Origin of the sequence: Rhodanobacter sp. FW021-MT20 (assembly GCF_041107475.1) — a bacterium.
Taxonomy (GTDB): Bacteria; Pseudomonadota; Gammaproteobacteria; order Xanthomonadales; family Rhodanobacteraceae; genus Rhodanobacter_A; species Rhodanobacter_A glycinis.
This window is the reverse complement of sequence record NZ_JBGBPX010000011.1, coordinates 125,727-144,140: the sequence shown is the minus strand read 5'-3', so window position 1 is coordinate 144,140 and position 18,414 is coordinate 125,727. Positions and strand designations below refer to the sequence as shown.

Annotated in this window: 15 protein-coding genes; 7 read left to right on the top strand and 8 right to left on the bottom strand. The window is 65.4% G+C overall.

Features of this window, described 5'->3' with window-relative positions:
• Window positions 1–91: 91 nt before the first annotated feature.
• Window positions 92–1,474: an outer membrane protein transport protein gene (locus tag AB7849_RS12975; RefSeq protein WP_008207469.1), complete on the bottom strand. Its 1,383-nt coding sequence runs from the start codon at window positions 1,472–1,474 to the stop codon at window positions 92–94.
• 139 nt (window positions 1,475–1,613) lie between these two features.
• Entirely contained in the window at window positions 1,614–2,369 is a 756-nt protein-coding gene (locus AB7849_RS12970; RefSeq protein ID WP_008207471.1) for a TetR/AcrR family transcriptional regulator, read from the bottom strand.
• Window positions 2,370–2,751: 382 nt separating this feature from the next.
• Here AB7849_RS12970 and AB7849_RS12965 point away from each other — a divergent pair, with 382 nt between their 5' ends.
• Window positions 2,752–3,678, top strand: coding sequence for a M14 family metallopeptidase (locus AB7849_RS12965; RefSeq protein WP_008207473.1), 927 nt, complete (start codon window positions 2,752–2,754; stop codon window positions 3,676–3,678).
• A gap of 46 nt (window positions 3,679–3,724) precedes the next feature.
• On the opposite strand, the gene AB7849_RS12960 is transcribed toward AB7849_RS12965, so the two are convergent.
• Entirely contained in the window at window positions 3,725–4,216 is a 492-nt protein-coding gene (locus tag AB7849_RS12960) for a low molecular weight protein-tyrosine-phosphatase (RefSeq protein WP_008210403.1), read from the bottom strand.
• Window positions 4,217–4,519: 303 nt separating this feature from the next.
• Here AB7849_RS12960 and rsgA point away from each other — a divergent pair, with 303 nt between their 5' ends.
• Together rsgA and AB7849_RS12950 are read left to right on the top strand one after the other, a co-directional pair.
• Entirely contained in the window at window positions 4,520–5,353 is an 834-nt protein-coding gene (gene rsgA, locus AB7849_RS12955) for a GTPase RsgA (RefSeq protein ID WP_008210402.1), read from the top strand.
• Between the two features lie 154 nt (window positions 5,354–5,507).
• Entirely contained in the window at window positions 5,508–5,888 is a 381-nt protein-coding gene (locus tag AB7849_RS12950) for a YciI family protein (protein ID WP_008210401.1), read from the top strand.
• Window positions 5,889–5,905: 17 nt separating this feature from the next.
• Here the strand turns inward: AB7849_RS12950 and tsaA are convergent, their stop codons facing one another.
• The 3 genes from tsaA to AB7849_RS12935 all read right to left on the bottom strand — a co-directional run bounded on the left by tsaA (window position 5,906) and on the right by AB7849_RS12935 (window position 10,065).
• Entirely contained in the window at window positions 5,906–6,487 is a 582-nt protein-coding gene (tsaA, locus tag AB7849_RS12945) for a tRNA (N6-threonylcarbamoyladenosine(37)-N6)-methyltransferase TrmO (RefSeq protein WP_369501131.1), read from the bottom strand.
• A gap of 54 nt (window positions 6,488–6,541) precedes the next feature.
• Window positions 6,542–7,333, bottom strand: a complete 792-nt coding sequence (locus AB7849_RS12940; protein WP_008211377.1) for an META and DUF4377 domain-containing protein — start codon at window positions 7,331–7,333, stop codon at window positions 6,542–6,544.
• Window positions 7,334–7,632: 299 nt separating this feature from the next.
• Window positions 7,633–10,065: a TonB-dependent receptor gene (locus tag AB7849_RS12935; RefSeq protein ID WP_369501130.1), complete on the bottom strand. Its 2,433-nt coding sequence runs from the start codon at window positions 10,063–10,065 to the stop codon at window positions 7,633–7,635.
• Window positions 10,066–10,391: 326 nt separating this feature from the next.
• Here AB7849_RS12935 and AB7849_RS12930 point away from each other — a divergent pair, with 326 nt between their 5' ends.
• Together AB7849_RS12930 and AB7849_RS12925 are read left to right on the top strand one after the other, a co-directional pair.
• Entirely contained in the window at window positions 10,392–11,420 is a 1,029-nt protein-coding gene (locus tag AB7849_RS12930) for a LacI family DNA-binding transcriptional regulator (protein WP_008211371.1), read from the top strand.
• 139 nt (window positions 11,421–11,559) lie between these two features.
• Complete coding sequence (locus tag AB7849_RS12925; protein ID WP_008211369.1) at window positions 11,560–14,130, top strand: glycoside hydrolase family 3 protein; 2,571 nt, start codon at window positions 11,560–11,562, stop codon at window positions 14,128–14,130.
• Between the two features lie 68 nt (window positions 14,131–14,198).
• Here the strand turns inward: AB7849_RS12925 and AB7849_RS12920 are convergent, their stop codons facing one another.
• Window positions 14,199–14,402 (bottom strand): hypothetical protein, encoded by a 204-nt coding sequence (locus tag AB7849_RS12920; protein WP_157618076.1) that lies wholly within the window; start codon window positions 14,400–14,402, stop codon window positions 14,199–14,201.
• A gap of 50 nt (window positions 14,403–14,452) precedes the next feature.
• Between AB7849_RS12920 and AB7849_RS12915 the strand changes: the two genes are divergently transcribed.
• Window positions 14,453–15,841 carry a sugar porter family MFS transporter gene (locus AB7849_RS12915; protein ID WP_008211367.1) on the top strand — a complete coding sequence of 463 codons (1,389 nt, stop codon included), beginning with the start codon at window positions 14,453–14,455 and terminating at the stop codon, window positions 15,839–15,841.
• A gap of 795 nt (window positions 15,842–16,636) precedes the next feature.
• On the opposite strand, the gene AB7849_RS12910 is transcribed toward AB7849_RS12915, so the two are convergent.
• Window positions 16,637–18,226 (bottom strand): sensor histidine kinase, encoded by a 1,590-nt coding sequence (locus AB7849_RS12910; protein WP_008211365.1) that lies wholly within the window; start codon window positions 18,224–18,226, stop codon window positions 16,637–16,639.
• Here AB7849_RS12910 and AB7849_RS12905 point away from each other — a divergent pair.
• Window positions 18,225–18,404, top strand: a complete 180-nt coding sequence (locus tag AB7849_RS12905) for a hypothetical protein (protein ID WP_037099745.1) — start codon at window positions 18,225–18,227, stop codon at window positions 18,402–18,404. The two genes, AB7849_RS12910 and AB7849_RS12905, sit on opposite strands and share 2 nt — an antisense overlap.
• Window positions 18,405–18,414 lie beyond the last annotated feature (10 nt).

Below are 18,414 nucleotides of genomic sequence, written 5' to 3'. Positions count from 1 at the left end.
CCTGGTGCCGGTCGGCCGGATAACCCCGGATACGAAAAAGCCGCGCCTCCCGGCGCGGCTTTTTCGTGGGCGGACAGCCGCCGCGTGTTGCTCAGAACTGATACGTGCCGGCCAGGCTGAGCACATCGCCATGGTCCTGAAATACGCCATCCATGGTGCCAGCGCCGAGCAGGTTCTGGTTCTTCATGTGCACCGGCGTGTCCTTCACGAACTGGTGCTGGTAGGCGAAGTCGAAGCTCATCGCCTTGCTGGCGCGATAGCCGACGCCCACGCCGACGATTCTGCGCGTGCCATCGGGAATGCGTGGATCGCGGCTGACGATGTTCGTCGGGGTCTGGTCATAACCGATACCTGCGCGCAACGTCCAGGCCGGGTTGATGTGGTATTCGCCGCCCAGCGAATAGAACCAGCTGTCCTTGTATTTCTGCGGCAGCGATACCAGCGTCTCGCTGCCGGACTTGAGCGTGAGCACGCCGAAGCTCGACCAGTCGGTCCATTGCGCGGTGGCGCTTAGGGTGAAGCGCGAGTTGACGACGTGGACCCAGTCCACGCTGGCGTAGGCCGGTGAATCCAGGCGCGCGCTGGCACTGGCGGGGCCGTCGGTCTTGATCGTCGGCAGCGAGGGATCCAGCACCGGGGCTAGCCCGATCAGGCTCTTGCCCTCGTCGCCGCCATAGATCTGGTAGTTGCCCGTCATGTTGTTCTTGACGCGCGAGTGATAGGTCAGGTCGAACGTGTCCCACTGCGTGGGCTTCCAGACCAGGCCGCCGAAATAGCCGAAGGCGAACTTCTTCTTGACGTTGACGTTCAGCTGCTCGTCGGCGGTCTGGGGGACGAACAGGGGCGCACCGACGATCGTATTGGCTGCGCCGGTGGTGTCGATGATCGAGTTCAGCTGCGCCTTGGTGCGCTGCCCCATGATGCCCAGGCCCAGCGAGAACTCGTCGTTGACCTTGAAGGCCGCGGAGAAGCTCAGCGCCACCGATTGCAGGCTGGTCTTGGTGCCGAAGTAGCGCCCTTGCCAGGTGGGGTTGTACTTGCTGACCAGCCCGTATGGCACGCTGAGGCTGGCACCCAGTGCGAAGCGGTCGTTGATCGGCGCGACGAAGGCGATGTTCGGGAACGGCTCGAACTTGCCGAAGCCGTTCGGATTGTTGCCGCTGACTGGCTTGCCCTGCTGGTCGCGGAAGCTGCCGCGGAATTCGGCGCTGGGCCGGATGCCGGTGGCGGTGACCTGCAGCGTCGGTGCGCCGAAGAACACCATGGCCGCGGGGTTGTTGAAGGCAGCGGTGGGATCGTTGGGATACAACGAGCCGCCGGCCGAGACGCGTCCCCAGCCGGCCGCCGAGGTGGTGGGCAACTGGAACGAGGCAGCGTGTGCCGTCAGCGGCACGGCCAGGGCGGTGGCGATGGAAAGTGCCAGACCGGCCTTGATCGAAGGATGGATGGTGGGGCGATGCTTCAGGCGTTTCATGGCAGTTCTCCTGGTAGGGCGGCGGTTCGCATGTCGGCCAGCGGCCATGAAGCCGGTGACCGTGACAACGTCGGGAACGTGGATGCTCCGAAAGGCGGCATGAGGTACGGCACCGTTCGGTGGCGGAGCGGTCGTTGGATCATGGGTCTTTCCCCCTGCGTGGTCGCCCGGTCCTTGCGGGCGACGGTGTGACAGCCTGCGTGTCTGCAACGGCAAGCACGCGTTCGATGGCATGGACCTGTTCGGCGGTACCGAAGGGACCTGCCAGGGTGGGCGTGATCAGTGAAATCAGTCGGGCCAGTAATTCGGCGTCGTCGATGTCCTGGCCCATGCTGAGCGTGGCGGCGAGCTGGTCGAAATCTTCGCCGGCAAGCATGCCGGCAAGGGCCTTCAGGCCGAAGTGCAGGCGCAGGCCCAGTTCATTGCGCGGCAAGCCCGGAAGCGCGGCCGAGAACGCTTCGAAAAAGCGCTCGAAAATGGGCCGGTAATGTTCCTGCAGATAGTTGCGGATGAACGGCGACGGATCGCTGTAGACGCGGCCCAGCAGGCGCATGAAACAGGGGCCGCCGGCGGGGTCACGGCTCAGCCGCAGCGCCGGCACGAACAGCGTGCCGAGGATGGACGCGGCATCGGGCCGCTCGTGCCATTCGCGTTCGCAAGCGGTGAGCAGCTTCAGCCGCGCCTCGTTGAGGCTGGACAGGCGCAGCGTGAGCAACTCGTGCATCAGCGCTTCCTTGCCGCCGTAGTGATAGTTCACTGCGGCAAGGTTGGCGTGAGCGAGGGCGGTGATCTGGCGCAGCGACATCGTGTCGTAGCCCTGTTCGACAAACAGGACTTCGGCCGCTTCGAGCAAGCGTTGCCGGGTGTGGCTGCTGGAAGACTGGCTGCCGCGCATGAAAAGCACCAGGTTCGCCCAAGGGACGCCGTGAGGCGCAAAACGGTTTCAAATGGATCTTTTCAAATCAACAGTTGAAACGCATGTATGAAGCTAGTGTTACATCCATGTGAGTGCAATCTGCAGCGCACGATCGATGCATCTGAAACACGCTGGATAAGCAAAAACGGCAGGTCTCGCGCGCAAAGCCGCTCCCTGCAAGGCATGGAAATACGGCATGTTTTCGGAGCGGCAACGGAAAAGCGCGGGTATTTGCGCTTTTTTGCTGCATGGCAATACGCAGGGGTGGCTGCGGGCGAGCGCGGATGCCCCGGCGTGAGCGGAGGCCGGTGTTAAAGTGCCACGTTTGATTGATGCCAAGACTCTGAAGCGAGGTGACACGATGACGACCCAAGCCCCCTATCCGATCGGCACGCCCGGTATTCCCTGGGGCGCGGCGGAAGTGGCCGCCTGGCGTTCGCGCCAGCACCGTCAACGCAGCTACGCCGACGATGTGCTGGGTGCGATCGACGGCCTGAGTGCGCGCTTCGACGTGGTGGAATACGGTCGTCTGGATTACGCGCCCGACAGCTACCCGCAATTCGCGCTGAAGAGCCGTCACTGGGACGACGCGTTGCCGATCATGCTGGTAACCGGCGGCGTACACGGTTACGAAACCAGTGGCGTGCACGGCGCGCTGCAGTTCATCGATCGGCATGCGGCCGACTATGCGGGCAAGGCGAATTTGCTGATGGTGCCGTGTGTGAGCCCATGGGGTTACGAGCGCGTCCACCGCTGGAATCCGGACGCGCTGGACCCGAACCGTTCGTTCCACGCCGACAGCCCGGCGCAGGAATCGGCATCACTGATGCGTCTGGTCGCCCCGTTCCGCGATCGCGTGCTGATGCATATCGACCTGCACGAGACCACCGACACCGACGAGACCGAATTCCGTCCGGCATTGGCTGCGCGCGATGGCGTGGCGTACGAGCCGGGCGAGATTCCCGACGGTTTCTACCTGGTCGACGACAGCGAACACCCGCAGCCGGCGTTCCAGCAGGCGGTGATCGAGGCGGTGGCGAAAGTCACCCACATCGCGCCGGCCGATGCGCATGGCGAGATCATCGGTTCGCCGGTGGTGGCACCGGGCGTGATCAAATACGCGCTGACCTCACTCGGACTTTGCGCCAGCATTACCGCGGCACGCTACAAGACCACCACCGAGGTCTATCCCGACAGCCCCCATGCCACGCCGGAACAATGCAACGCCGCGCAGGTGGCGGCGGTGTGTGCGGCGATCGACTTCGCGCTGGCGCATCGGCGGGCCTGACGGGGCCGGCGAAAGCCCCGCAGGGGCGGCCGCGCGCGACCGGTACTCAGCCGGCGCGCGTCGCTGCCCAGTGTGCGAGCAAGCCCTCCACGCCGGCGTCGATCATGTCGAAAGCGGCAATGAAATCCTGCGTGCCGCCGTACCAGGGATCGGGCACGTCGATCGCCTCGTGGCCGTCGGCGTAGCGCATCAGCAGGTCGGCCTTGTCCGCATGCTGCGGCAACAGTTGCCTGAGTGCGCGCACATGGGTCGACGTCATGCCCAGCAGCAGATCGAAGCGCAAGAAGTCGTCCGGCTTCACCTTGCGCGCACGATGCTGCGGCATGCTCACGCCGCGGCGGCGCAGTTCGGCCAGTGCACGCCGGTCCGGCGGGTTGCCCAGTTCCTCGTCGCTGATCGCCGCGCTGTCCGCGTGCACGTGCATGCCGCGCGCGGCGGCCTTGTGCAGCAGCAGCGCGTGGGCCGTCGGCGAGCGACAGATGTTGCCGGTGCAGACGAACAATACCGAGGGCGGGTGCGTGTCGATGGGCATGCGCATGGAGCCGTGCTGCGGAAAACCTGCACGCTAGCAGCAAGCCAGGGTTTTCTCGAAGCCCGGTTTCCAGCGGTCACATGTGCTTGCGTGCAGTTGCCGGCACGGTTAACCTGCGCATCCCGTTCACCCAGCCAGAAGGAGGAATACAGCCATGAATGTTGTAGCAGCCACCTCCGCCGGGTCGACGCGCGCCTGATCGCTCTGCCAGCTTCATGCTGGCGCGCTTCCTCAAGTTTGTCTCGCACCCCGGCGCCTTGTGCGGCCATGCATTGGCCGTCGCTTCACTGTCTGCATCCGGGTGTTTTCATGCCTTTTCCGATATGTTCCCTCCACCAGCTTGGCTGGCAGCCGCGCTATGCGCACGATCTGAACCTGGACGATTTCGAGGCCGGCTACCCGGCGCGGGTGGTAGCCGAGTACGGCGACCACTTCGTAGTGGCGTCCTCGTGCGGACGGCAGGACATGCCACGGCCACGGCATTCGCCTGGTGGCGAGTTGCACGTGATCATCGGCGACTGGCTGTTGCTTGAACACCACAGTGGCCGCCTGCTGCGCGTACTGCCACGCCAGTCCCTGTTCGCCCATGCGTTGTTTGGCGATGCAGGCCCTGGTAATCCGGTGGTAGCGAACCTCGACACATTGCTCGTGGTCACTTCGTGCGACGAGGATTTCAATGTGATGCGCGTGGAACGCCATCTCGCGCGGGCGTTCGCCGCGGGCGTGACTCCGGTGGTGGTGATGACCAAGGCCGATCGCTGTCCCGATGCATCGGCCTGGCTGGCCACCGCGCAACGCCTGTTGCCTCAGGCGTCCGTAGTGCTGGTGAATGCTACCGAGCCGGCGAGCGTGGCGCAGCTCGATGCGTGGCTGGCGCCGGGCAACACCTTGACGATGGTCGGGTCGCCTGGCGTGGGCAAGGCGGCATTGATGCGCCATTGGCTTGACGATGCGACTGCGGCACTCCCGCAACAGATGGCACGGCAACGACACGCAGGTGCCGCGGCGTCGATGCTTTCCACCCGTTCGGGCGCATGGATCATCGACACCCTTGCCATGCACGCGCTTTACCGGGCCGTGGATGCGCCCATGCAAACGGACGCGGCCGGTCTTGTCACGATGCGGGCCATGGATGGATGCTGAATGGTGATGCCGAGTGTGAACGTTTCTTCCGTATTTGCGTCCTGCGTGCGTGCGACCGCCTGCGTGCGTCGTATCCTTGGGGGCCCTCGGCGATTCTGTCGGGGCATGGCGGTGTATCGAGCAGAACGCTTTTCGTGCGAGGCAGGCAGACACCATGAAATTCCTGATGATGATCTACGTCGACGACAGTTTGCTGGAGGCGCTACCTGCGGGTGAATTCGACACACGCATGCGCGGTTGCCTGGCGCATGCCGACGAGTTGCGCGGGCAGGGGCAATTGCACGATTCGCAGCAACTGGAGCCGGCGTCCACCGCGCGGTCCGTGCGCGTGCGCGGCGAACGCACCCAAATCACCGACGGACCGTTCGCCGAGACCAAGGAATACCTGGCCGGCTTCAACCTGATCGAGGCGGCGGACATGGACGAAGCGATGCGCATGGCGCTGGAATTTCCGTGGGCACGCACCGGCTGCATCGAACTGCGGCCGATACGCGACATGGATGCGGTGCGCCAGCGCGTGGGCGCAGCCAGGTAACGACTCGCTGCCGGCGCTCAGCGCGTGCGCGGTCGCCGCGGACCGGGCGCGGATTGCCGGCCTTGCGTGGCGTCGATGGCGTCGATCCAGCCGGCGCGCGATTGCGGGAACGCATCGGCGTAGGGCACGTACGGTTTGATGTCGAGGATCGGCGTGCCGTCGAGCAGGTCCATGCCGCGCACGCGCAGTGCACGCTCTTCCACCGCCACCAGTTCCACGGCGGACAGGCCGATGGCGTTGGGCCGGTGCGGTGAACGCGTGGCCAGCACGCTGCGCTTGCCGCCACCGCGCGGCGGTTTCACTTCGGCCTTCCAGCCTTCGCTGCGGTGGAAGGCGAACAGCAGCCAGATGCGCTCGAAACCGGCCAGGTCGCGGAAGGCTTCGGTCGGGATGCCGTCGACGAAAACGATCAGCGCATCGGCGGCGTGGCCGGTCTCCGTACCTTGCACCACCGTGGGTTGGTGTGGCGCATCGATGCGCCGCGCATAGGGCGAGCGGGCGAAGGCGATGGGGTGGCAGCTGAGGGCGTCGGCGGGATCGGGCATGGTATGCGGCGGTGGTTCGGAAGCCGTCATTGTCGCAGCGTCGCGTTGCGGCATGCGTTTATCGGGCCCCACCTGCGAGTGCGGCTGTGGCGGATCGTGAGCCGGCCTTCAGTGTTTCGCGGCATCTGCCGTCGGCAGCGCCGATTCCACTACCATGTCCAGCACGTAGGCGCTGCTCGGGGCGCCTGCTGCCGGATGCTTGATCGCATAGCGCTTCACGCGCAACACGTTGCGCACGCCGGCGTGGTGGGTATAGCCGTCGATGGGTTGTTCCAGCGGATGCCATGGGCCGGGCGTGCCGGCTTTCAGGCCATTGCTGGCGTAGTGGCGTTCGCGCACCGACAGGCACTGCTTGCCGGCCATGGCCTGGCTGGCGCACGGCACCGTCTGCGGCGCCACTTCCAGGAATTCGGTGGTGCCGCTGCTGCCGTAGCGGGTTTCCGGCGTGGGCTGGCCGGTGAACGACAGCGTGTCGCCAGCGGCAGTGGTCAGGTTCAATTGCGGTTGTGCGCCGGCGCGTTGCAGCTTGAACGAAAGCTCGCCGTGCAGGCGCTGGCTGGCATCGCGCTCCATCGCCATCAGCGGCTTGTCGGCGCAGAACATCATGGTGTGGGTGAGCGGGCCGATGTCGAGCTTGTTGCCGTCGACATGGTAGCTGCCGCTGATCGCGTTGCAGGCATGGCTGATGCGCATGCGGCCATCGGCGAAGTCCAGTTGCAGCGGTTTTTGCGGATGCGCGAACAAGGCGTCGAGGCGTTGGCCGGCGTGATCGGTGGCGGCGCTCAGTTGCCAGTGATACTGGCCAAGCGTGCGTGCGGGATCAGTGGCACGAGCAGCGTGGGCGAACATCGGCAGGCAGGCCAGCACGGCCAGCGGCAGCCAGGTCAGGCGACGGGTCATGGCACATCCTCCATTCGGCGCAGGCGAACAGCATACGCTGCCAACGTTGCTGCTGGCCGAACGCGAGGTGAGCGCGACGCATGAAAAAAAAGCCCCCACCGAGGTGGGGGCCAGTGCGTGCCCATGGGCATGCGGGGTGCCGATGGCGACTTTTGCGGGCGGGGTTCCCGGCAGGTCGACGATCGGCGGGACGGACCGGCGGGGGCCGGTCCGGTATCGCGGGAAGCCAAGGGAGGGGAGGGGGCTTCCCGTGATGCCGCGCGGGTTGCCCCGCGCGGGTCGAACATCGGGGCTTCCGATCAGAACCAGATGCCCAGGTTCACGCCGTAGGTACGCGGCGCGAGGTACTGCGAGACATAGACAAACTTGCCGTCGTTGCCGATGAACCGGGCGGCGTTGGTGCGCACCTTGTCGTTGGCGATGTTCTGCACGTACAGGCCCACCCACCACTTGTCCTGCGGCTCCTCGTAACGCAGCGTGAAGTCGCCGCGGGTATACGCCTTCTGCTGGTCGCCTTCACCCAGGTTCAACGGGCTGAGCCAGCTCATGCTTTCATGGTGCACGCTCAGGCGTGGTGTGAGGGTGCCGCCGTTGCCGAGGTGGAAATCATGTTCGTACACCGCGGTCACGTCCACGCTCGGGGCGTGTGCCAGCGTGTTGCCGGTGATGTCGATGCAGTTGCTGATGCCCGATGCAGGCGCACAGGCAGGCAAGCCGGCGTAGTCGTTGCTGCCGGCGTAGAGCAGGGTGCCGAGCTTCTTCTTCGGGATCGCGGAGAACACCAGGTCGAAGCGGTCGTTGTCGCCGATCCGCGCAGCCAGCTCGGATTCGATGCCGAATACCTTGGTGGTGCCCTTGACGTTGGAGAAGCCCAGGCCCTGGTTGCCGTCCGGGTAGGTGATCGGCGCGGAGAGCTGGAAGTTCTTGAACCGCTCGTAGTAGATCGCGCTGTTCCAGGTGACGTGGCCGTCGAGGAACGAGAACTTTGAACCGACTTCGTAGTTGGTCAGTGTCTCGGCTGCATACGGCGTGCCACCATCCTGCAGACCGCCGGACTTGTAGCCGGTGGACACGCTGGCGTACAGCAGCCCGTGCTGGCCGACGTCGAGGTCCAGTCGGCCCAGCCAGGTGGCATGACCCTTGTTGTATTTGCCGTCGTTGTGCTGCGAGATGGCCCATGCCGGCGGTGCGGGAACGTCACCGGTGGAAATCGGCAATTGCGGCACGCTGGGGTCGTAGGCCCAGCCCCAGTTGACGCCGCCCTGGTTGGTTTTCTTGTCCTTGCTGTAACGCGCGCCGGCGGTGAAGCGCAGCGAATCGGTGATGTGCCAGGTGGCCTGCCCGAAGACGGCGTCGGACTTCACCGTTTCCTTCGGCTGGATGAACGAACCCTGCCAGTTCACGCTGCCGAGTTCGGTCCCGTGCATTTGCGGGATGTCGAAACGGATGTTGTTGTTTTCCTGCGCGTAGTACAGGCCCAGGATCCAGTCGATGGTGTGCTCGCCGCGCGACTTCAGGTCGATTTCCTGACTGCTGTTGCGGTAGTTGGACGAGTTGGTGCGGTCTTCCTGGAAGATGCCGCCACTGCTGAAACTGGTGGGCAGTACGGCGCCGGCATCCTGGTCATAGTCGCTCTTGCCGCTGTATTTGCTGTAGCCGGCCACGTAGCTCAGGGTCAGGTAGTCGCTGAGGTTCCAGTCGATGTGGCTGCGCACCGTGCTGGAGGTGCGATCGAGATACGGTGCGGTGTCGATCAGCGCCGACCAGAATTCCTGGCCGGGACGCGGATTCTGCATCAGGTTCATGCTAGGCGTGCCGCGATCACGGAAGTACTCGTACGAGAGGTTCCAGGTGAAGTCGGCATTGGGTTGCCACAACGCGCTGACGCGGGCAGCGGACTGGTCCTGCGCGCCGTACTTCTGGCCGCGGGTGATGTACAGGTTGGTGTTGATCGGCTGGAACGTCGCCGCACTGCCGCCGCTGGCGATGTAGTTGGCCTGCTGCTGGGCCACCGACGGAATCTGCCCGACCGGGTTCTGGTAGTTCTCGTAACCGTCGTGCTGTTGCTGGGCCACCGCCACGCGCAGGGCGAAGGTGCTGCTGATCGGCAGGTTCACCGCGGCGCGCGTGCCGATCTGGTTGTAGTTGCCGGCACTCATTTCGGCATTGCCGTAGAAGCCGCCGGTGAGATCGGGTTTGGTGGTCACGAAGTTGATCGCGCCGACGGTGGAGTTGCGCCCCCACAAGGTGCCCTGCGGACCGCGCATCACGTCGACGTGGTCGATGTCCAGCAACAGGCTGGCGGCGGCTTCGGCGCGTGGCGCGTAGACGCCGTCGACGAAGGTGGCCACTTCCGGATCGGCGTATTCAGTCTTGGCGCTGTCGTTGCCGATGCCGCGAAGGGTGAGCGTGATGACGCCATGGTCACCCTCGGTGGTGGCGGCCAGGCCGGGCACCATCTGGGTGATGTCCTGCACGGTCATCACGCGGCTCTTGTCCAGCGTGTCGGCGCCGATGGCGCTGATCGCGATGGGGGTTTTCTCGAGCGGAGTCGTGCGCTTGGTTGCGGTGACTTCGATCGCGCCGAGGTTCTTGATGGTCTTCTGGCCAGCCTGGGTGGCTGGCGCAGCAGGGTCCTGCTGGGCGGTCGTCGCCGGCTCGCCGGCAAGCACGTTGCCTGTCGCGAGCACAGCGAGAATGGCGCCGCAAAGCGCTGAGTAACGGTACTTCATTTCAGGTCTCTCCCCATGGAATGAAATTGGTAATGAAACTGGTGGTGCCGATGTTGGCACGTCGGAATCAGTTGCCGACGATGCCGGTTTACCGCAAGATGACAGCGCTGTCAATTTAAATTGATAGCGCTGTCATTTTCGTCAGCGATGGCGCGGGCCGGGCGCTGAGGATATTTGGGCATAAGTCCCGGCGTCAGTGCCGGATGTCGTGGACGCGGGTGACGGCGGGCCGGCGTGAAACCCCTCGCGGCGCCGAAGGGGCCCGGCCAGCGAGGCATTGATGATCATCGGCCCGGGCAGGGCCGGCAGGACAATACGGGAGTTCCATGAGGACACGCATCGAGGATGTGGCACGCCAGGCGGGGGTTTCGCCAAAGACGGTATCGCGGGTGCTCAACAACGAGCCGAACGTGCGCGAGGCCTTGCGCGAGCGGACCCTGGCCGCGGTGAGGGCGCTGGGTTACCGGCCCAATCCGTCGGCGCGCAGCCTGGCCAGCAATCGGTCGTTCCTGATCGCGCTGCTGTACGACAACCCGTCGCCATACTACGTGATGGAGGTGCAGAACGGCGTGCTCGATGCCTGCGACGAGCATCGCTACAGCATGATGGTACGACCGCTGTTGTCCAGCGCGCCGGACTTCCTGGAGCGGGTGGATGCACTGGTCTCGCAGTTCCGTCCGGACGGCCTGGTGCTGACACCGCCGATCGCCGATCACGCGAAGTTGCTGGCGCTGCTGCAGTCACGCGGCACGCCGCATGCGCGCATCTCGCCGAAGAGCCGCAGCCGGGGCGTGGGCGCCACGCTGGACGAGCGTTCGGCGGCGCGCGAAATGGTGCGGCATCTGGTGACGTTGGGGCACCGGCGCATCGCGCACATCACCGGCCATCATTCGCACGGGGCCAGCAGCTGGCGTCTGCTGGGCTATCGCGACGGGCTGGAGCAGGCGGGGCTGCCGTTCGACCCGGCACTGGTGGTCGAGGGCCTGTTCTCGTTCGATTCCGGCGTGGTCGCGGCGCGCCAGTTGTTCGCGCTGCGGCGTCGGCCGACGGCGGTGTTTGCCGGCAACGACGATACCGCGGCCGGCGTGATGTGGGCGGCGGCAGAGCATGGCCTGTCGATACCGGGCGACGTATCGGTCTGCGGCTTCGATGACACGCCGCTGTCGCGCCAGGTCTGGCCGGCGCTGACCACGGTATGCCAGCCCAGTCAGGACATGGGGCGCATCGCCACGCAACAGTTGTTGCGCACGATCGACAACGATGCCGAAGGCGACATGGTGTCGGTGCCGTTCACCCTGCAATTGCGTCGCTCGACCGGCGCGGCGCCGCTGCGCGCCCGTGCACGCAAGGCGTGACGACATGCGGTTGGCGTCCTTCGGTGATCGATTTCCCGTCAATTTGACAGCGCTGTCATTTTCTGCGAATACTCGATCATCACCCTTCGTATCGGCGCTCGCCTGCGCCGTCGTGCACAAGTTTGTGAGGAGAGTTGCCGTGCGGTTTGTCTTTCGTGATGCGGGCGTGCCGCTATGTGCCGTGGCGCTGGTCGTGGGTTTGTCGGCTGGCGTGCTGGGCCTGGCCCATGCCGATGCCGCGCGGCAGGTGGTCAGGTTCGATACCACGGTGCATCCGGCGCTGTGGCCGAAGGTGCGCTGGCCGCTGGCGCGCGATGCCGCGCTGGAGCAGCGGGTGCAAACGCTGCTTTCGAAGATGTCGTTGCGCGACAAGGTCGGCCAGGTGATCCAGGCCGACATCGGCAGCGTGACGCCGGACGACGTGCGCAAGTACCGGCTCGGTTCGATCCTCGCCGGTGGCAATTCCAAGCCTAGCGGCGCACGGCTGGCCGGCCCGGCGAAATGGCTGGCGCTGTCCGATGCGTACTATCGCGCCTCGATGGATACCAGCCACGGTGGCGTGGCCATCCCGGTGCTGTTCGGCGTCGATGCGGTGCATGGCGACAACGACGTGCTCGGCTCCACCATTTTCCCGCAGAACTCCGCGATGGGCGCCACGCGCGATCCCGAACTGGTGCGCGAGATCGGTACGGCGACCGCGCAGGAAGCACGCGCGGCAGGCATCAACTGGACCTTCGCGCCCACCATCACGGTGCCGCGGGATGACCGTTGGGGCCGCACCTACGAAGGCTATTCGGAGAGCCCGAAAGTCGTTGCCAGTTACGCCGGCGCCGCCGTCGAAGGGCTGCAGGGCAAGCCGGGCACGCCGCAGTTTCTGGACAGTTCGCATGTCATCGCCACCGCCAAACATTTTCTTGGCGATGGTTCCACCAAGGATGGCAAGGACCAGGGCGACGCCGAGATCAGCGAGAAGACCTTGCGCGATGTGGCCAACGCCGGCTATCCGCCGGCGATTACCGCGGGCGTGCAGACGGTGATGGCATCGTTCTCGAGCTGGAACGGCGTGAAGATGACCGGCAACAAGGCGTTGCTCACCGACGTGCTGAAGGATCGGATGGATTTCCAGGGCTTCGTCGTCGGCGACTGGAACGGTCATGGCCAGATTCCCGGATGCAGCAACGTCGATTGCCCGCAGGCGATCAATGCCGGCCTGGACATGTACATGGCGCCGGACAGCTGGCGCGGCCTGTACGAACACACGCTGGCGGAAGTGAAGTCTGGCGTGATTCCGATGGCGCGGCTGGACGATGCGGTCGCGCGCATCCTGCGGGTGAAGTTCCGGCTCGGCCTGTTCGACCAGGGCGCGCCGTCGGCGCAGCCGCTGGGCGGCAAGTTCAACCTGATCGGCAGTGCGGCACATCGCGCGCTGGCGCGTCGCGCGGTGCGCGAGTCGCTGGTACTGCTGAAGAACGAACACCACCTGCTGCCGCTGGATCCGAAGCAGCACATCCTGGTGGCCGGCGATGGCGCGAACAGCATTCCCAAGCAAAGCGGCGGCTGGACGCTGACCTGGCAGGGCACCGGCACCACCAATGCCGACTTCCCGCATGGCGAATCGATCTGGAGCGGCATCGACGCCCAGGTCAAGGCCGCCGGAGGCAGCGCCGAGCTGTCGGTGGACGGCAAGTACACGCACAAGCCGGACGTGGCGATCGTGGTCTACGGCGAGAATCCCTACGCCGAATTCCAGGGCGACGTGCCGACGCTGGCGTTCGCGCCGGGCGATCCCACCGATCTCGATTTGATCCGCCGTCTGCGTGCGCAGGGCATTCCGGTGGTGTCGGTATTTCTGTCCGGGCGCCCGCTGTGGGTGAACCCGGAAATCAACGCCTCCAATGCGTTCGTCGCCGCATGGTTACCCGGTTCCGAAGGCGCCGGGGTGGCCGACGTGTTGCTGCGCAATGCCAGTGGCAAGGTGCAGTACGACTTCCACGGCAAGCTGGCGTATTCCTGGCCGCGTACGGCGGTGCAGACGCCGCTCAACGTGGGCCAGAAGGATTACCACCCGCAGTTCGCGTTCGGCTATGGCCTGACCTACGAGGACAATGGTGACCTCGGCAAGCTGTCCGAAGTTTCCGGCTTGCCCGCCAATGTGGCTGCGCCGGGCGTGTATCTGCAGCGCGGCAAGCCGGCAGGCGGGTTGGCGTTGACGCTGTCGGGCGCCAGTGGTTCGCCTGTCGACGTGACGGCCATGCCCGCCGCAACGCCTGACGGCAGCCTGAAAGTTGCCGCCGAGGACTACCAGCGGCAGGAAGATGCGCGGCGCCTCGCCTGGTCCGGCACCGGTGCGGCCACGTTCGCATTGCACGCTATCAAGCCGCTGAACCTTGATCGCCAGACCAATGGCGACGTGCAACTGGTGGCCACGATCAAGATCGATGCGCTGGCGCCAGGACGCGTCACGCTCGGCATGGATTGCGGCCGGACATGCGGTGCGAGCGTGCCGGTGGATGCCGCGCTGGCCGCGCTGCCGAAAGGCCAGTGGCTGCGCGTGGGCATGTCGCTGAAATGCTTCCACGACGCCGGTGCCAACATGGCCCGCATCGACGTGCCGTTCCGCCTGGAAACGGCCGCACGCGACACGATTTCGATCACGCACGTGGCGTTGGGTACGAATGCGGACCACGTGCTGCATTGTCCGAAGTCATGATTTTTCGTGAGGCCGGTGCTTCGGTTGAAGTGCCGCGGTGGTATTGGACGCCAGTGAGTGCTCCGAAGTTAAGCGTCGCCATCCCAGCGAAAGCTGGGATCCAGCGCCTTGCGCCACAAAGTCAGAGTCGCTGGATTCCAGCTTTCGCTGGAATGACGAGCAAGAAAATCGCTTGACTTAGGGGTGTCGCTTTGAACGTGGGCCCCGACGTTGCGGGAGACGACGCCGGGATCTTTGATGAATGCCACGGGCGCGATCATCGGATCGCGCATCGACAACACGCACGGGCGGCCATGATGCCGTCCGGCTTTGGGGAGAATCCATGAACGCCATCGCTGCACCGCTTGTCGTGCCACGACGCAATACCGTCGTCGTCACCTGCATCCTCGCTGCGCTGGCGGGGTTGATGTTCGGCCTCGACATCGGGGTGATTTCCGGCGCCACGCCGTTCATCCAGAAGGAGTTCGGCATCAGCGACCGGATGGTCGAGTGGATCGTCAGCTCGATGATGCTGGGGGCAGCCATCGGCGCACTCGGCGCCGGCTGGTTGTCGGCCACGCTGGGACGCAAGCGCTCGTTGATCCTGGGTGGCGTGCTGTTCGTGCTGGGCTCGTTGCTGTGCAGTCTGGCGTGGTCGCCGGACAGTCTGATCGCGGCGCGCGTGGTGCTGGGCCTGGCCATCGGCGTGGCGACGTTCACCGCGCCGCTGTATCTGGCCGAAGTGGCGCCGGAGAAGACCCGCGGCGCGATGATCTCGCTGTACCAGCTGATGATCACCAGCGGCATCCTGGTCGCGTTCCTGTCCGATACCGCACTCAGCTACAGCGGCAACTGGCGCTGGATGCTGGGCATCATCGCGATTCCCGGCGTGCTGTTCCTGCTGGGCCTGTTCCTGCTGCCGTGCAGCCCGCGCTGGCTGATGATGCGCGGCCGGCGCGACGAGGCCGTGGAGGTGCTGCGGCGCTTGCGTGGCGATGATGATCACGTGGCACGCGAAGTGGCCGACATCGAGGAGCAGCTGAAGAACCCGCAGCGCGGCTGGCACATGTTTTTCCAGAACGCCAATTTCCGCCGTTCCGTCGGCCTGGGCGTGTTGCTGCAAGTGGTGCAGCAGTTCACCGGCATGAACGTGGTGATGTACTACGCGCCACGGATTTTCCAGGGCATGGGTTACGACACCGAGGCGCAGATGTGGTTTACCGCGGTGGTGGGCCTGGTCAACGTGCTGGCCACCTTCATTGCCTTTGGCCTGGTCGACCGGCTGGGGCGCAAGCCGATTCTGTATGCGGGTTTCGCCACCATGGCGCTGGGGCTGGGCGTGGTCGGCACCATGATGCATCTGGGCATCGCCACGCACGGCGAGCAGTTGTTCACCGTGGCGATGCTGCTGGTATTCATCGCCGGCTTCGCGATGTCGGCCGGCCCGCTGATCTGGACGCTGTGCTCGGAAGTACAGCCGCTGAAGGGGCGCGACTTCGGCATCGCCGTCTCCACCTTCACCAACTGGGTGGCGAACATGATCGTGGGCGCCACCTTCCTGAGCCTGCTCAACGGCATCGGCGACGCGCGCACGTTCTGGCTGTATGCCGGCTTGAACGGGGTGTTCCTGCTGTTCACGTTCTGGCTGGTGCCGGAGACGCGCGGCGTCACGCTGGAGCAGATCGAGCGCAACCTGATGGCGGGGAAGCGCCTGCGGCGCATCGGGCGGTAGATCTTTTGGGCGGATCGCCTTGACTGAAATGCCTTTGGTTACGTGCCGTCACCTCGGGTGCCGAGGGTTCTGTCCACGCAGCCGACGGGCGGGTTCATTTCTCGTTTGGATTGTTGTACTGACTCGGGTCGGCTTCGAATTTGCGTAGTCGCAAACTGGCTCGCCTGCGGTGGACTTTCGCTCGTACTGGCGTGATCGTCACTGTGCTCGCCTGGGGCGGGCTCTCGCTCGTACCTGCGTAGTCGATGGCTGGCTCGCCTGCGGCGGGCTTTCGGACGCCTGCCGGCGCCCGAGTTACCTCTCTTTGCTGGCCCACGCCACTGCAGGAGCAGTGGCGAACAGCGAAGCTGGCCCGAAGGGCGTAGGGCAGGATGCCCGGAGTCAAGAGACGTAACCCAGAGAAATGGCCTGATGGGACCCGCCGACCCTACAAGCCTGATCGGTCGAGGCTTTTTGGAATAGAGGTGGCTCTTCCTGTTACACCAGCGGCCACGCCGCGCCGTCACCGATAACTGAGGGCTAGGAAGGGCAGGCTCGTGGGATTGAACTCGACGCTTGGGTGTGCGGCTCTTTCATCCCCTTCGAGAGCGGCGCACGGCGAAGGATCAGGCCCGCAGGGTGTCCCTCTTTTGGTTCCGCTTTCTCGGACAAGCGAGAAAACGAACCCGGCCGCCGGCAGGCGGACGGAATCCCCGGTACCGCAGGTGGCGGAACGTTACCGAGGGCATTTCGGTGAAGGCGATGTGGTTGCCAAAGCGATTCCTGCCTGCGCAGGAATGACGAGCGCGAGAGCACCTACGCCGCGGTTTCGCCCACCCGCGCCGGCGGCGTAAGCACCAGCCGGAAGCAGCTGCCGCCGCCGGCGACGCGCACGTATTCCAGTCCGGCCTGGTTGGCTTCGCTCATCTGGCGGGCGAGGTAGAGGCCCAGGCCGGTGCCGTATTCGTGGGTGGTGTAGAACGGTTCGAAGATCTGCGCGGCGACTTTTGGCGGGATGCCGGGGCCGCGGTCGATGACTTCCAGGATCGGCACGCCGTGTTCGCCCAGCCGGGCCACCACCATCACCCGCGCCGGTTCGCCTGGCATGCGGCCGTAGCGCAACGCGTTCTGCACCAGGTTCCATGCCACCTGCTGCAGTTGCTGCGGGTCGGCCACGGCGATGACCTGGCCGCTGCTGTTGATCGCGCGCAGCGAGTCGCTGCCGATGTCGTTGCCCTGCAGGTACTCGGCCACGAAGTCGCTGGCCCAGTGGCCCAGATCCAGCGTCTCCGGGCGAGAGCGCTCACGCCGTGACAGTTGCAGGATGTTCTCGATGATCTCGTTCAGTCGCACGCAGTGGTTGTTGATGATTTCCACCATGCGCTGGTCGGTGGCGTTCATGTCGTCCGATTCGGCGAGCAATTGCGCCGAATAGCGGATCGCCGCCAACGGGTTGCGGATTTCGTGGGCGATCGAGGCGGACAGCCGGCCCAGCGAGCTGAGCGTGAGCTCCTCGGCGCGGCGCGAGACCAGCGAGGTGTCGTCGAGGAAGATCAGCACCAGCGAGTCGTCGTTCGGCGCCAGCCGGGTGAAGCGCGGCACCACCTCGGGCACGCCGTCGGCCAGTTGGGTGGCGGTTTCGTCGAGCTTGCCCGAGGTCATCCAGTGGTACAGCCGGCGCGACAGCTCCGGCGCCAGCCGGCCCAGGTCGCGCTGGTCGGCGGAGGGGTTGCCCAGCAGCATCCAGGCCGATTCGTTGATCTGGTGAATGCGGTTGGCATCGTCCACCAGCAGCACGCCGGTCTTCATGCGGCGGATGATCAGCTCGTTGACCTGGGCCAGGTTGGCCAGGTCGATGCTGCGCTGCTCGGCCAGCGCCTCGGTGGCCTGCAACTGGCGGCTGAGCACGTGGCAGAGCGCGACGATGGCGAAGTAGGCCAGTCCGAACAGGCTGGATTCGAGCAGGTGGAAGTCGTTGGTGCCGCTGCCGTGGGGCAGTTCCAGCAGGGTATGGCCGAGCAGCCCCAGCGTGGCGAGGGCAGCGAAGAACGCGGCCAGCCGCAGCGGCAGCAGCAGGGCGCCGGTGGCCAGGTTTACCGCCAGCATCATCTCGATGCCGATGCGCGCGTTGCTCATGGTGCTCAGCGCCAGCAGCGCGGCGGCCACGTCCACCGCCAGCGCAACCGAGACCATCCATTGCATGCGCGGCGAGTTGCGGCGCGCCGACAGCAGTGCCAGCACGGCAAAGCCGAGATAGGCCAATGCCACGATCCGCGCGATGCCCGGGGTTTCCAGGCGTGGCCAGCCCATGCCGGGCGGGCTGAAGGACAGGCCCACGTAGACCAGTGCCTGCGCCAGCCGGAAATAGTTGAGGAACAGCCATTCGTGCCGGACCGTGCCGGTCATGGCTGGGCTGGTCGGGTCGGGCGGCGTGCGGCTGGACACGGATGGCGCACTCGGTGGCAAGGTCGTGGCCGAGTGTATCGGCAGCGGCGCCACGGCCGCCATGCGCCGGCCCGAAGCCATGGGGCAGGCCCGTTTCGGGGGCAAAACGGCGCTTTCGACCTATGGCCCCTTTCCATAACGGCCCACTT

What these genes read in the sequence shown, in the direction of transcription:
- AB7849_RS12975 (WP_008207469.1), bottom strand. Translation starts at nt 1,474, where the DNA reads ATGAAACGCCTGAAGCATCGCCCCACCATCCATCCTTCGATCAAGGCC.
- AB7849_RS12970 (WP_008207471.1), bottom strand. Translation starts at nt 2,369, where the DNA reads ATGCGCGGCAGCCAGTCTTCCAGCAGCCACACCCGGCAACGCTTGCTC.
- AB7849_RS12965 (WP_008207473.1), top strand. Translation starts at nt 2,752, where the DNA reads ATGACGACCCAAGCCCCCTATCCGATCGGCACGCCCGGTATTCCCTGG.
- AB7849_RS12960 (WP_008210403.1), bottom strand. Translation starts at nt 4,216, where the DNA reads ATGCGCATGCCCATCGACACGCACCCGCCCTCGGTATTGTTCGTCTGC.
- rsgA (WP_008210402.1), top strand. Translation starts at nt 4,520, where the DNA reads ATGCCTTTTCCGATATGTTCCCTCCACCAGCTTGGCTGGCAGCCGCGC.
- AB7849_RS12950 (WP_008210401.1), top strand. Translation starts at nt 5,508, where the DNA reads ATGAAATTCCTGATGATGATCTACGTCGACGACAGTTTGCTGGAGGCG.
- tsaA (WP_369501131.1), bottom strand. Translation starts at nt 6,487, where the DNA reads ATGCCGCAACGCGACGCTGCGACAATGACGGCTTCCGAACCACCGCCG.
- AB7849_RS12940 (WP_008211377.1), bottom strand. Translation starts at nt 7,333, where the DNA reads ATGACCCGTCGCCTGACCTGGCTGCCGCTGGCCGTGCTGGCCTGCCTG.
- AB7849_RS12935 (WP_369501130.1), bottom strand. Translation starts at nt 10,065, where the DNA reads ATGAAGTACCGTTACTCAGCGCTTTGCGGCGCCATTCTCGCTGTGCTC.
- AB7849_RS12930 (WP_008211371.1), top strand. Translation starts at nt 10,392, where the DNA reads ATGAGGACACGCATCGAGGATGTGGCACGCCAGGCGGGGGTTTCGCCA.
- AB7849_RS12920 (WP_157618076.1), bottom strand. Translation starts at nt 14,402, where the DNA reads ATGCGCGATCCGATGATCGCGCCCGTGGCATTCATCAAAGATCCCGGC.
- AB7849_RS12915 (WP_008211367.1), top strand. Translation starts at nt 14,453, where the DNA reads ATGAACGCCATCGCTGCACCGCTTGTCGTGCCACGACGCAATACCGTC.
- AB7849_RS12905 (WP_037099745.1), top strand. Translation starts at nt 18,225, where the DNA reads ATGGCTGGGCTGGTCGGGTCGGGCGGCGTGCGGCTGGACACGGATGGC.
- AB7849_RS12910 (WP_008211365.1), bottom strand. Translation starts at nt 18,226, where the DNA reads ATGACCGGCACGGTCCGGCACGAATGGCTGTTCCTCAACTATTTCCGG.